A 12767-nucleotide genomic window follows, 5' to 3' on the forward strand; every position below is an offset into this window, starting at 1 on the left:
CATGCGCGCGTCGTCACGACAGCGTGCATCCGGGAATGGCAGGGAGGACGCTGCATGCCGCGTCTGCGAGAAATATTCCCGCATGGCCGTCACGACAACATTCGTTCTCAAACGTCGTTCGTCATGCTACATTCATCAATTCAGCATCACGGGCGATCGATTTGGCCAAGGCAAAGCGAATACAGAGATGGCAGCGCGACCCCCAGGGGATGCGGCTGCGGATTCTCGAGGCTGCCAAGCAGGAATTCGCCGCCCATGGCCTCGCCGGCGCGCGGGTCGACCGCATCGCGGCCAACGCCGACGCCAACAAGCGCATGCTGTACTACCACGTCGGCAACAAGGAGGATCTCTATCTCGAGGTGCTGGAAGGCGCCTATGAGAAGATCCGCGCCGAGGAGCGCACCCTCGATCTCGAGCATCTCGATCCGCCCGAGGCAATCGGGCGCCTGATCGACTTCACGTGGAACTATTTTCTGCGCAACCCCGAGTTCCTGGCGCTGCTGAACACCGAAAACCTCGCCAAGGCAAAACACCTGAAGCGTTCGACCAAGGTCAAGTCGATGCACTCGCCCTTTGTCGAGATGATCCGCACCGTGGTGACGCGCGGGGTCGAGAGCGGCGATTTCCGCGTCGCGGTCGATCCGGTGCAGCTCTACATCTCGATTGCCGGGCTCGCATTCTTCTATCTCTCCAACAGCGCCACGCTGAGCGTGATCTTCGGCCGCGACCTCTTGAAGAAGGACGCCCGCGACGAGCGCCTCGAGCACATGACCGCGCTGGTGCTGGCGGCGCTGACCGGCAAATCCACGGCGGCGTTCGGCGGCGCGATGCCGGTGCTGCGCGCGGCCGAGCACCGCGTGGTGTGAGGTCTTGCGATCATTGCGGTGATCCGTAGCCCGGATGGAGCCAACGGGTCGCGCGAACGCGCGCCCGATGACAGGCTCCGCGCAATCCGGGGAGTTGCATGCGCGGATAGCGGTCCCGGGTTTCGCTGCGCTTCATCCGGGCTACGAAGTCTCATCCGACAAAAATTCTCACCTGACGAAAGTCGCGTATTTCGGCGCGATTTTGCCGCGCGCTTGGGGCTGGACAGTATTTATCCAACGGGTTAATTTCTGAACGAACAGAGAGACTGCAAAGGGAGCGTGACGTGGCGGAGGCAAAGAGCCCTTCGGGCCTGTCGAAGGTGCTGAATGTGGCGTGGGTACGTCCGTTCCTGTTTTTGGTTGTCATCGTGGCGGCCTGGGACCTCGCGATCCGCTTGTTCCATATTCCCGCCTACCAAATTCCCTCGCCCGGCGACGTCGTCGCGGTGCTGTGGAGCGACTGGCCGGAACTGCTGCGGCAGTCCTGGCCGACAACCTATGCAACGATCTGCGGCTTCCTGCTCTCGGCGCTGTTCGGCATTCCCGTTGCGATGCTGATCGCGGGCTCGAAGACGATCGAGAGCTACGTCTATCCGCTGCTGGTGTTCTCCCAATCCGTGCCGAAGATCGCGATCGCGCCGCTGTTCGTGGTGTGGTTCGGCTTCGGCATCATCCCCAAGGTGATCTCCGCGTTCCTGCTCGGCTTCTTCCCCGTGGTGGTGTCGGCGGTGCAGGGCTTCAAGTCGGTCGACCCTGATATGGTCGATCTGGCGCGCGCGATGCAGGGCAGCCGCTTCCAGGTGTTCCGTGCGGTCAACCTGCCGCACGCGATGCCCGCGATCTTCTCCGGCCTGAAAGTCTCGGTGACGCTCGCCGTGGTCGGCGCCGTCGTCGGCGAGTTCGTCGGCTCCAATTCCGGCATCGGCTATGTGATGCAGCGCTCGATCGGCACCTTCGACCTGCCGACGATGTTCGCCGCGCTGGTGATCCTCGCGCTGCTCGGCGTCATCCTGTTCTGGATCGTCGACCGCATCGAGCGGCTGGTGATCCCCTGGCACGTCAGCCAGCGCGATGACATCATTTTTGCTTCCTAGGGATATCGCAGAGCCACCTAACGAAAAGGGAAACCGTCATTGCGAGTGAAGCGAAGCAATCCATCGCGCCACAAGCTGAGAAATGGATTGCTTCGTCGCTCTCGCTCCTCGCAATGACGAAAAACAGGGAGAGAACGTGATGCGATTGATCACTGCTGTCATTGCCGCACTGGCCTGGACCGCGCTTGCGGTGGCCCCTGCATCTGCGGCCGACAAGGTCGTGCTGATGCTGAACTGGTACGTCTACGGCGAGCACGCGCCGTTCTATTACGGCAAGGCCAAGGGCATCTATGCCACTGAGGGCATCGACCTCGAGATCCAGGAAGGCCGCGGCTCGGCCGCGACCACGCAGGCGGTGGCCGCCAAGACCGCCGATTTCGGCTATGTCGACGTGCCGACGATGATGCGCGCGGCCGTGAAGGGTGCGCCGGTGATTGCCACCGGCGTGCTGCTGCAGACCAGCCCGATGTCGGCGATGAGCCTTGCCGACAAGAACATCAGGAAGCCGGAGGACATCAAGGGCAAGACGGTCGCGATCACGCCGGCGGATTCGATGACGCAGATCTGGCCGCTGTTCCTGAAGAAGACCGGTCTGAAGGAAAGCGATTTCAACACCGTCGCCGGCGACGGCCAGACCAAGCTCAACGCCGTGATCAACGGCCAGGCCGACCTGCTGCTCGGCTACGTCATGGACCAGTCGATGAAGATCAAGGACGCCACCGGCAAGGACGTCTATCCGATCAAGTTCGCCGACTACGGCATCAACATGGTGTCGTCGGGCATCATCGCGAACTTCGACTATGTGAAGGCCAATGCCGACCTGGTCCGCCGCTTCATGTCGGCGACGACAAAGGCGGTGGAAGCCGCGGAGAAGGACCCCAAGGCGGCTGCGCAGTCGATCCTCGACGCCAACCCGAAGGGCGGCAAGATCGACACGTTGACGCAAGGCTTCGAGCTGACGATCCCGCTCTATCGTACGCCGGAGACCAGGACCAAGCGGCCGTTCCAGGTCACCGACCAGAACATGACCGAGTCGGTCAATTTGATGGTCGAGTATGGCGGCCTCGACGCCAAGGCCAAGGCCAATCCGAAGGCGTTCTACACCAACGACTATCTGCCGAAGGGTGACTCGTGAGCGCAACAAACACCGTCATTCCGGGGCGATGCGAAGCATCGAACCCGGAATCTCGAGATTCCGGGTCTGGTCCTTCGGACCATCCCGGAATGACAGCATTCTACATCCCAGTGGATTCGACAGAATGAATCCTGCAACCAAACCAGCCGATGTTCAGCCCGCCGCGCATCTGCGCCTGGTGTCGGACCGCGCCGCGGATGCCACGCCGGGTATCAAACTCTCCGGCGTCTCGAAGACCTACCGGTCACGCGACGGCGATGTGCCGTCGCTGCGGCCGCTCGACTTCACCATCAACGACGGCGAGTTCTTTGTCGTGGTCGGGCCCTCCGGCTGCGGCAAGTCCACGCTGCTCAAGATGATCTCGGGCCTGCTGCCGCCGACGACCGGCGAGGTGCTGGTCGACGGCGAGCCGGTGACCAGGCCGCACGGCAATGTCGGCATCGTGTTCCAGAACGCGCTGCTGCTGCCGTGGCGCAACATCCTCTCCAACGTGATGTTGCCGATCGACATGAAGCAGCTGCCGCGGGACAAGTATCTCGCGCGCGCCAAGGATCTGCTGAAGCTGGTCGGCCTCGAAGGTTTCGAGAAGAAGCTGCCCTGGCAGCTGTCCGGCGGCATGCAGCAGCGCGCCTCGATCTGTCGCGCCCTGGTGCACGACCCCAAGATCATGCTGATGGACGAGCCGTTCGGCGCGCTCGACGCCATGACGCGCGAGCGGATGAATGTCGAATTGATGCGGATCCAGCGCGAGACCGGCAAGACGGTCCTGTTGATCACGCACTCGATCCCGGAAGCCGTGTTCCTCGCCGACCGCGTGCTCGTGATGACCGAGCGGCCCGGCGCGATCGCCGCGATCTACGACGTGCCGATGCCACGGCCGCGCTCGCTCGAGACGATGTCCGATCCTGTCTTCAACGAACTGGTGCAGCGGATCCGGAAGCATTTCTTCTCACAGGGGTCGCTGGACTAACACCCGAGCCGTCAATGCCGCTTCGCCTCAAAGTCAACGATATCGTCTTCTTCGAACGGCCGCTGGTGTTCGCCCGGCCGTTCCGCTTCGGCGCGGTGACGATCACCGCATCGACGCAGATGTTCGTGCGGGTCGAGATCGAGGTGGAAGGCAAGGGCCGCGCCACCGGCGCCAGCGCCGAGATGCTGGCGCCGAGATGGTTCGACAAGCGGCCGCATCTCACCGAAGCGCAGTCGCTCGACGGGCTTCGCCGCTCGCTTGCGATCGCGCGCGGGCTCTATCTGGCGAACAAGGGTCTTGAGACCGCGTTTGGCCTCCACGCCGAACGTATCGGCCCGCAGGTTGCGGCCTGCGCAGCTGAAGACATTCCGCCGCTTGCCGCCGGCTTTGGCCCGGCCGAGATCGACAAGGCGATCCTGGATGCGCTGCTGCGCGCCGCCGGCGCGAACTTCTTCGACGGCATGGCCGGCAATATCGCCGGCATCGACGCGCGGCTGACGCCGGATCTCGACGACGGCGCGATCGCGCGGTTCCTTTCAACACGCAAACGGCTCGAGCGTGTCGCCGTCAGGCACACGGTCGGAATGGACGACAAGGTTGAAGGCGAGGGCGGCGTCGCTGACCGCAACGAGAATGCCGGTGCGCGCTATTTCAAGCTCAAGCTGAACGGCGATCCTGCACATGACGCGGCGCGGCTGGCGCGGATCGGCGGCGAGCTCGCAAAGCTGCCTTACGCAACCAGGATCACGCTCGACGCCAACGAGCAATATGCCGACCTTGCCGCGCTGAACGCGCTGGTCGACCGGCTCGACCATGACGCGGCGCTGCAGCCGATCAGGGCAAACCTGCTCTATATCGAGCAGCCGATGCCGCGCGATATCACAAGAGCCTCGCCGCTCGGGAAGCTGGCGGCGCACGGCTTCATCATCGACGAGGCCGACGATTGCTATGATGCATTCCCGCAGGCCCGCGCGCTCGGCTATCGCGGCATCTCCTCAAAATCCTGCAAGGGCATCTACAAGTCCATCATCAACGCCACCCGCGCGGCGGCGTGGAACGCTGAGAGCGGCGGGTATTTCATCAGCGGCGAGGACCTGACCTGCCAGGCCGGGCTCGGCGTGCAGCAGGACCTCGCGCTCGGGGCGCTGATCGGCGTCACCCATGCTGAGCGCAACGGACATCATTATGTCGATGGCTTTGCCGACACCCCGGCCGACGAAGCCGACGCCTTCTTCACCGCGCATTCCGATCTCTACACGCGCGCGGGCAGCAAGGTCCGCCTCGCGATCCATGACGGCGATCTGCTGACGGAATCGATCGCCGCCGCGCCGGGCTTTGCCAGTTCGATCCATCCGGACTGGTCCACCATGCAGCCGCTCAAGCGGCCAACACCACGCGTTTCGCAGGAGCAAGCAGTATGACGACCAAACGCCTCGGCCTGATCATGAACGGCGTCACCGGCCGGATGGGGCTCAACCAGCATCTGATCCGCTCGATCGTCGCGATCCGCGAGCAGGGCGGTGTGCGGCTCGCGAACGGCGACCGCGTCATGCCCGATCCGATCCTGGTCGGCCGCGACGCCGAGAAGGTCGGCGCGTTGGCAAAACGCTACAACATCGAACGCCACACCACCGATCTCGATCGTGCGCTCGCGGACAACGGCGACACCGTGTTCTTCGACGCCGCGACCACGCAGGCGCGGCCCTCGCTGCTGACCAAGGCGATCAACGCCGGCAAGCATGTCTATTGCGAGAAGCCGATCGCGACCAACCTCGAGGAGGCCGTTGCGGTGGTGAAGCTCGCCAATGCCAGGGGCCTCAAGCACGGCACCGTGCAGGACAAGCTGTTCCTGCCGGGCCTGAAGAAGCTCGCTTTCCTGCGCGACTCCGGCTTCTTCGGCCGCATGCTCTCGGTGCGCGGCGAGTTCGGCTATTGGGTGTTCGAAGGCGGCTGGCAGGAAGCGCAGCGGCCGTCGTGGAACTACCGCGCCGAGGACGGCGGCGGCATCATCCTCGACATGGTCTGCCACTGGCGCTACGTGCTCGACAATCTGTTCGGCGAAGTCGAGAGCGTGACCTGCCTCGGCACGACTGACATCCCCGAGCGCTATGACGAGAAGGGCAAGAAATACCAGGCGACCGCCGATGATTCCGCCTACGCCACCTTCCGCCTGAAGGGTGGCGTCATTGCGCACATCAACATGAGCTGGGTGACGCGTGTCTACCGCGACGACCTCGTCACCTTCCAGGTCGACGGCACCCATGGCTCGGCGGTGGCGGGCCTGACCGACTGCGTGATCCAGGCACGCCAGGCGACGCCGCGGCCGGTGTGGAATCCGGACGAGAAGCGGATGCATGATTTCTATGCCGACTGGCAGAAGCTGCCTGAGAACGTCGTCTACGACAACGGCTTCAAGGAACAGTGGGAGATGTTCATCCGCCATGTCTGCGAGGACGCGCCCTACAAATACACCCTGCTCGAAGGCGCCAAGGGCGTGCAGCTCGCCGAATGCGCGCTGAAGAGCTGGAAGGAGCGGCGCTGGATCGACGTCGCCCCGATATCAGTCTGAGAAGGGACTTTGTCATGAACAAGCCTGTCCGACCGATGTCATCGCTGTCGCTGAAGCTGCCGACCGCTGGCGGCGGCCTCGAGACCTATCGCCTGGCGGCGTCGCGGACCTTTCCGGCGAAGCTCGAGGGTACGCTGAACCGCGTGGCATTCTCGGCCGCGCATGTGGTGGCCGATCCGCGCGCCGACGTCGATCCCTGGCTGGCCGCGGCGATCGACTGGGACAGGACGATCGCGTTTCGTGAGCACGTCTGGGACCTCGGCCTCGGCGTCGCCGAAGCCATGGACACCGCGCAGCGCGGCATGGGGCTGGACTGGGCGACCTCGCTCGAACTGATCCAGCGCTCGGTGAAGGCGGCCAAGGCCAGGGGCAATGCGCTGGTGTTTTCCGGCGCCGGCACCGACCATCTCGCGGTGGAAGATGCCAGGTCGATCGATGATGTGATCCGTGCCTATGAGGAGCAGATCGCGGCAGTGGAGAAGGCCGGTGGCCGCATCATCCTGATGGCCTCGCGCGCATTGGCAAAGCTCGGCAAGAGCGCTGACGACTACGCCAGGGTCTACGACCGCGTGCTGTCGCAGGTTCGTGAGCCCGTGATCATCCATTGGCTCGGCGACATGTTCGATCCGGCGCTATCAGGTTACTGGGGCACGGCCGATCTCGACAAGGCGATGGATACGGCGGTTGCGATCATCAACGCCAATGCGGCCAAGGTCGATGGCGTCAAGGTCTCGCTGCTCGACAAGCAGCGCGAGATCGACATGCGGCGCCGACTCGATCCGCGGGTCAAAATGTACACCGGCGACGACTTCAACTATGCCGAACTGATCGCCGGCGACGACAAGGGATTTTCCCACGCGCTGCTCGGCATTTTCGATGCGATCGCACCGGCGGCGTCCTACGCGCTGTCGCGGCTCGCGGCCGGCGATGAGGCCAGCTTCCACGATGTGCTTGGACCGACGGTGCCGCTGTCGCGCCACATCTTCAAGGCGCCGACGCGCTTCTACAAGACCGGCATCGTGTTCATGGCCTATCTCAACGGGCACCAGGATCATTTTACGATGGTCGGCGGGCAGGAGAGCGCGCGCTCGAACTTGCATCTTGCCGAGCTGTTCCGGCTCGCCGACAAGGCTGGTCTGCTCGCCAATCCGGAGCTCGCGACGCGCCGGATGGCGACGATCCTGGCCACGCGCGGCATCGACGCCTGATGCGCGACTTTTCCAACGACCACCGCTGGCTGTCGCTGAACACGGCGACCGTCCGCAAGCAGGGCGATCTTCTCGCCATCGTCGAGGCCTGCGCGCGCCATGGCATCCGCGCCATCGATCCCTGGCGCGACCAGGTTGCAGCCGTCGGCCTCGATCGCGCCGTCCGTGCGGTCAAGGATGCCGGGCTCGATCTGTCGGGCTATTGCCGCGGCGGCATGTTCACGGCAGATGGCGTGCATCGCAGCGAAGCGCGCGACGACAATCGCCGTGCGGTCGACGAGGCGGCCGCGCTCGGCGCCTCCTGCATCGTGCTGGTGGTCGGCGGCCTGCCGCAATATTCGCGGCCGGGCAGCGCGGCGTCGAAGGATATTGCGTTGGCACGATCGCAGGTGCATGACGGCATCGCCGAGATGCTGGACTATGCGAAACAAGCAAAGCTGCCGCTCGCGATCGAGCCGCTGCATCCGGCCTATGCCGCCGACCGCGCCTGCGTGAACACCACAAGGCATGCGCTCGATATCTGCGACGCACTCGATCCCGGCAGAACCGGCACGATCGGCGTCGCGCTCGACGTCTATCACATCTGGTGGGATCCGGAGCTGATGCGCCAGATCGCGCGCGCCGGCCAGGATCGCCTGCTCGCGTTCCATGTCTGCGACTGGCTGGTGCCGACCAAGGACATCCTCAACGACCGCGGCATGATGGGTGACGGCGTCATCGACATCAGATCGGTGCGCGCCGCCGTCGAGGCGCAGGGCTTTGACGGCTATTCGGAGATTGAGATCTTTTCGAATGACTGGTGGGGCCGTCCGCTGGACGAAGTGCTGCGAACCTGCATCGAGCGGCACCGGACGGTGGTCTAGGACGCCGTCAGGTGGGCACGGCGCTGCATGCTTCCCGCCCCATCAGGACTCCTCGTTGCGGTGCTCGATCTCAAGCGTGACGAGCCGCGCCAGCAGCGTTGCCGGATAGAGCTGGCCGAAGATCGCCTCGAGATTGCACAGGCTCCGCGCGATCGGATGCAGCGGAGCGACGTCGCCATAACCTGTCGTCGTGAGCGTGGCGAAGCTGAAATAGAGGACGCGACTCGCCAATGTCGGGCTGTCTTCCACCTTCATGCCGGGAAATGCGTCGGGCCTCAGCGTACCGACAAAGGTGTAGAGCGCCGCGAAGATCACGGCGACCGTGAGATAGAGCAGGACCGCGCCGATCACACGGTGATAGGTGACGCGGCCTGGCGCGAACGTCGCGCGCGCCACCGTCACGGCCATGGTGAGGCCGACGAGCAGCCAGGATGCGGCGAACAGGTTGAGATCGAAAATTGAAGGTGAGCGTAGTCTCAGGATCCCGCCCGTGACGATCATGACGAGCGCGACCAGCATCGTGACGACCGCCAGCGTGCTGCCTGACATCAGGAAGACGCCGCCGACCAGGACCAGCGCGAGCAGGAGCTCAAAAATCTGGAACTCGAACAGCCCCAACGCCTGCAACGGCGCCACCACGAAAATCATGACCAGGAGCAGGACAGTGAGCACCGTCAACAAGGAATCGCCCCAGCGCTCGCGTAGCTCGCCAGTGCTCATCCAGCCGCGCTTCATTCCCGCCCCGTCATTCGGCATTGCATCAGGATGCCGGTACCAGACATTGCTGCGCGCCGGCCGCAAAGGCAAGATGGGGGGCTGGCAATCTGTGGCGCGGACGGCGATCCGGATCGCCGTCCGGCCGTCTCAGGGGCTCGCGACCCGCTGCAGCGTGTTGAAGCGGGCTTTCTGCTCGCTGCTCAGCATCGCATAGAACTCGTCCAGTGCGGGCTCGATCAGCTTCGCGGCTTTCTGCATGGCTTCGAGCCGGTGCTGCATTGCCTCCAGCCGGCCGACCGGCGTCAGCTGCACGTCGTTCGGGCAGGCCGCCTGCAGGTCCGCTATGGCTCTTGTGGTCGCATCGCTCAGGCGGTCGAGCGCCTCCTTCTGCTTGCCGGCTGGATGAAGCGAGGCCGCGATCCGGTTGATCGGCAGGTGCGCCAGGTCGGATTTCGAATCGCCGCAATTGCCGGCTTGCGCGGTCGCCTCCTGCTGCGGCGAACGCTCGCCGACATGTGGACCGAGCGCATTGAAGCGGGCCTGTTGCTCGTCGCTGAGCGAGCTGTAGAAATTCTCCAGCGCAGGCCGCACGATCTTGATCGCCTCGAGCGTCGCGCTGATGCGGTTTTGCATCGACCGCAAGCGGCCGGTGGGCGTCATGGCATAGCTGTCCGAACAGGAGTCCTTGAAGATATCGGCGGCCTTTGCCGCTGATGTCTTCAACTCGTCGAGCAGGGCGCGCTGCTGCTGGTCCGGCCGTACCGCCCGCGCGATGTCGGCAAGCGGCCAGGCCGTGACGCCCTTGTCCGGTTCGCCGCAGAGCTGCTTGACTGCCTGCGGGCTCGTGTCGGTGCGCTGACGGGACCGATCGCGGCCCGCCGTCGCCGGATAGTCGCCAGGATAGATGCTGGCATAGGCGGAGTAGGGACTGTTGGTGTCCCAGAACACGGTGTCGACGAAGTCGTCATAGGCGTAGGCCCAATAGCCGGGCTCGTAGGCATAGGACCAGAACGTGTAGTCAAAGATGTCCGAATAGGCGTAGGGCCAGAACACCGGCCCAAGCCACGCCACGAAGGCCGCGTGGCTGCCGCGTCGCCAGGCATGTCGGGGCGCCCAGCCGCCTTGGCGCGCCGCAAGCCCTGCCTGGCCTTGCGCGCCTGCCTGCTCGCGGAAGTGCGCGGCAAACCGCTCGCGCTGCGCCGCCTGCGTCGCGGCCGTGGTCGCGACCGCGGCTCCAACCGTTGCTGCCGGCGCCAATCTCTGCTGGCGGGCAACGTCGGCCTGCTGCGCACGCTGCTCGCGCTGCAACAGACGGCTCTGCGCCTGCAGGGCACGGTCATGGACGCGTTGCGCGCGTGCACCTTGGACCTTTTGCGACTGCAATTGCTGCACGCGTTGCTGCAGGCGATCGATCCGGGTCTGCCGCTCGGTGGTCTGGCGCGAGAGCGCGTCACGCTGCCGCTGCTGCGCCGCCTGCTGGCGTTGCTGGATCATCTGCTGATGCTGCTGCGCGCGCTGTTGAACGCGCTCCGTCGGCGACGGCCGCTCGCTCAAGCGCGAAGGTGGACTCGGGCGTGATGGCGCCGCGATATGCGGAGCCTGGCGCTGCGGTGCTCCTCGACGGAATTCGGGGCGTGGCGTTGCGACACGCGGCGCGGCGATATGGGGGGCCTGCCGCACCGACGGGGCGGCGAAATGCGGGGCCGGGCGCGGCGCCATCGCCGGTCGCTGCGGGGCGTGGAACGCGGGTGCTGCCGGCCGTGCCATCGCGGGTGGCCGAGCCATTGCAGGCGGTCTCGCCATTGCGGGCGGCCTGGCCATTGCGGGAGGGGCGGCGTGTACAATCGGCGCGGCGGGACGCGCCATTGCGGCCGGTGCAGCCGGCCTTGCCGCCGGTGGACCCTTTCCGTGTGGCTGGGCGGACGCGCCGCCGTGCGCCACGAGCATCGAGCTGCCAATCGAAAAGACAACAAGCAAAGCGCTGCGGGAAAGCATGAGCTTAGCTCTCCGTTCAACAGTCGTCCGCAGTACTTTAACGCACCGACGTCGGATTCGTTCGTTATGGCTGCGGCCGGCGTTACGGTCTTCCGGCGAGGGGAACCGTCAGGAGACGTCCTGCGTGAGGGTCGCCGCGATCCGCTCCGTCGCCCAGTCGACCTGATCGGCCGTGATCACCAGCGGCGGAGCGATCCGGATGGTGTGCTCGTGGGTGTCCTTGGCGAGGATGCCGCGCGCCTGCAGCGCCAGACAATAGCGACGGGCGCCGCCGGCTTCCGGATGCAGCTCGATCGCCAACATCAGCCCGCGCCCGCGCACCTCGCGGATCACGTTGGCGCGGATGTCCTGCAATCCGGCGAGAAAGCGGGCGCCCTGTTGCGCCGCGTTCTCGATCATTCCCTCGTCTATCAGCACGCGCAGCGCCGCCCGCGCCACCGCGCAGGCCAGCGGATTGCCGCCGAAGGTCGAGCCGTGCTGGCCGGGCCGCAACGTGCCGAGCACGGCGTTGTTGGAAAGCACCGCCGACACCGGATAGAAGCCGCCCGACAGCGCCTTGCCGAGCAGCGTCACGTCGGCCTCGATCCCTTCGTGCTGCTCGGCGAGCAGCTTGCCGGTACGGCCGAGCCCGGTCTGAATCTCGTCGAGCACAAGCATCACATTATGCGTGGTGCACAGCTCGCGCACGCGGGCGAAATAGCCTGGCGGAGGAATCACGACGCCGGCTTCGCCCTGGATCGGCTCGACCAGGAAGGCCGCGGTGTTCGGCGTGATCGCCTGCTCGAGCGCGGCGGCATCGCCGAACGGGATGATCTTGAAGCCCGGCGCGAATGGGCCGAAATGGTCGCGCGAGCCGGGATCGGTCGAGAAGCCGACGATGCCGAGCGTGCGTCCGTGGAAATTATTGGCGCAGACGATGATCTCGGCCTGCCCGTCCGGCACGCCCTTGACCTCATAGGCCCATTTGCGCACCGACTTGATCGCGCTCTCCACCGCTTCAGCGCCGCTGTTCATCGGCAGCACCTTGTGCGAGCCGGTCAGCTCTGCGAGCTCGCGGTAGAAGGGAGCAAGCTGGTCGTTGTGGAAGGCGCGCGAGGTCAGCGTCAGCCGCTGCGCCTGCTCGATCATGGCTGCGAGGATCTTAGGATGGCAGTGGCCCTGGCTCACCGCCGAATAGGCGGAGAGACAGTCGAGGTAGCGGTTGCCATCGGTATCCCAGACCCAGACGCCTTCGCCGCGGGACAGCACGACCCCGATCGGCTCGTAATTGTAAGTGCCGAACTGCGCCTCGGTTGCGAGGAAATCAGTGACCGATGCATTCATCATGCGTCACTCCCGCTGCAGCGCACG

12 protein-coding genes are annotated in these 12767 nt (G+C 65.0%); 9 read left to right on the forward strand and 3 right to left on the reverse strand.

The genetic code is table 11. The features are described 5' to 3' along the window. The first annotated feature begins 209 nt into the window (after window positions 1-209). From ACVMDN_RS08880 to ACVMDN_RS08915, 8 genes are all read left to right on the forward strand, one after another. Window positions 210-866: a TetR/AcrR family transcriptional regulator gene (locus ACVMDN_RS08880; protein WP_057017592.1), complete on the forward strand. Its 657-nt coding sequence runs from the start codon at window positions 210-212 to the stop codon at window positions 864-866. Between the two features lie 284 nt (window positions 867-1150). Continuing rightward, a complete protein-coding gene (locus tag ACVMDN_RS08885; protein WP_456835327.1) occupies window positions 1151-1960 on the forward strand; it encodes an ABC transporter permease in 810 nt (269 codons plus the stop codon). Between the two features lie 136 nt (window positions 1961-2096). Continuing rightward, entirely contained in the window at window positions 2097-3095 is a 999-nt protein-coding gene (locus tag ACVMDN_RS08890; protein WP_456835326.1) for an ABC transporter substrate-binding protein, read from the forward strand. Window positions 3096-3219: 124 nt separating this feature from the next. Then, window positions 3220-4065, forward strand: a complete 846-nt coding sequence (locus tag ACVMDN_RS08895; RefSeq protein ID WP_253587456.1) for an ABC transporter ATP-binding protein — start codon at window positions 3220-3222, stop codon at window positions 4063-4065. A 14-nt stretch (window positions 4066-4079) separates the two neighbouring features. Continuing rightward, a complete protein-coding gene (locus ACVMDN_RS08900; RefSeq protein WP_456835325.1) occupies window positions 4080-5486 on the forward strand; it encodes a hypothetical protein in 1407 nt (468 codons plus the stop codon). Then, window positions 5483-6634: a Gfo/Idh/MocA family protein gene (locus ACVMDN_RS08905; RefSeq protein ID WP_456835324.1), complete on the forward strand. Its 1152-nt coding sequence runs from the start codon at window positions 5483-5485 to the stop codon at window positions 6632-6634. The genes ACVMDN_RS08900 and ACVMDN_RS08905 overlap by 4 nt, the downstream gene beginning before the upstream one ends. 14 nt (window positions 6635-6648) lie before the next feature. Next, complete coding sequence (locus ACVMDN_RS08910; RefSeq protein WP_456835323.1) at window positions 6649-7842, forward strand: dihydrodipicolinate synthase family protein; 1194 nt, start codon at window positions 6649-6651, stop codon at window positions 7840-7842. Continuing rightward, window positions 7842-8705: a sugar phosphate isomerase/epimerase family protein gene (locus ACVMDN_RS08915; RefSeq protein ID WP_456835322.1), complete on the forward strand. Its 864-nt coding sequence runs from the start codon at window positions 7842-7844 to the stop codon at window positions 8703-8705. The genes ACVMDN_RS08910 and ACVMDN_RS08915 overlap by 1 nt, the downstream gene beginning before the upstream one ends. 42 nt (window positions 8706-8747) lie before the next feature. Here the strand turns inward: ACVMDN_RS08915 and ACVMDN_RS08920 are convergent, their stop codons facing one another. Both ACVMDN_RS08920 and ACVMDN_RS08925 read right to left on the reverse strand, forming a co-directional pair. Continuing rightward, a complete protein-coding gene (locus tag ACVMDN_RS08920) occupies window positions 8748-9425 on the reverse strand; it encodes a potassium channel family protein (RefSeq protein ID WP_225160765.1) in 678 nt (225 codons plus the stop codon). A gap of 144 nt (window positions 9426-9569) precedes the next feature. After that, window positions 9570-10493 (reverse strand): Spy/CpxP family protein refolding chaperone, encoded by a 924-nt coding sequence (locus ACVMDN_RS08925; RefSeq protein WP_244558778.1) that lies wholly within the window; start codon window positions 10491-10493, stop codon window positions 9570-9572. Window positions 10494-10544: 51 nt separating this feature from the next. Between ACVMDN_RS08925 and ACVMDN_RS08930 the strand changes: the two genes are divergently transcribed. Beyond that, window positions 10545-11000, forward strand: coding sequence for a hypothetical protein (locus tag ACVMDN_RS08930; protein ID WP_244558779.1), 456 nt, complete (start codon window positions 10545-10547; stop codon window positions 10998-11000). Window positions 11001-11525: 525 nt separating this feature from the next. Here the strand turns inward: ACVMDN_RS08930 and rocD are convergent. After that, window positions 11526-12740 (reverse strand): ornithine--oxo-acid transaminase, encoded by a 1215-nt coding sequence (gene rocD, locus ACVMDN_RS08935; protein WP_253641063.1) that lies wholly within the window; start codon window positions 12738-12740, stop codon window positions 11526-11528. Window positions 12741-12767 lie beyond the last annotated feature (27 nt).

The sequence above is a fragment of the Bradyrhizobium sp. USDA 4510 genome, assembly GCF_054059095.1.

What these genes read in the sequence shown, in the direction of transcription:
- ACVMDN_RS08880 (WP_057017592.1), top strand. Translation starts at nt 210, where the DNA reads ATGCGGCTGCGGATTCTCGAGGCTGCCAAGCAGGAATTCGCCGCCCAT.
- ACVMDN_RS08895 (WP_253587456.1), top strand. Translation starts at nt 3,220, where the DNA reads ATGAATCCTGCAACCAAACCAGCCGATGTTCAGCCCGCCGCGCATCTG.
- ACVMDN_RS08900 (WP_456835325.1), top strand. Translation starts at nt 4,080, where the DNA reads ATGCCGCTTCGCCTCAAAGTCAACGATATCGTCTTCTTCGAACGGCCG.
- ACVMDN_RS08905 (WP_456835324.1), top strand. Translation starts at nt 5,483, where the DNA reads ATGACGACCAAACGCCTCGGCCTGATCATGAACGGCGTCACCGGCCGG.
- ACVMDN_RS08910 (WP_456835323.1), top strand. Translation starts at nt 6,649, where the DNA reads ATGAACAAGCCTGTCCGACCGATGTCATCGCTGTCGCTGAAGCTGCCG.
- ACVMDN_RS08915 (WP_456835322.1), top strand. Translation starts at nt 7,842, where the DNA reads ATGCGCGACTTTTCCAACGACCACCGCTGGCTGTCGCTGAACACGGCG.
- ACVMDN_RS08920 (WP_225160765.1), bottom strand. Translation starts at nt 9,425, where the DNA reads ATGAGCACTGGCGAGCTACGCGAGCGCTGGGGCGATTCCTTGTTGACG.
- rocD (WP_253641063.1), bottom strand. Translation starts at nt 12,740, where the DNA reads ATGAATGCATCGGTCACTGATTTCCTCGCAACCGAGGCGCAGTTCGGC.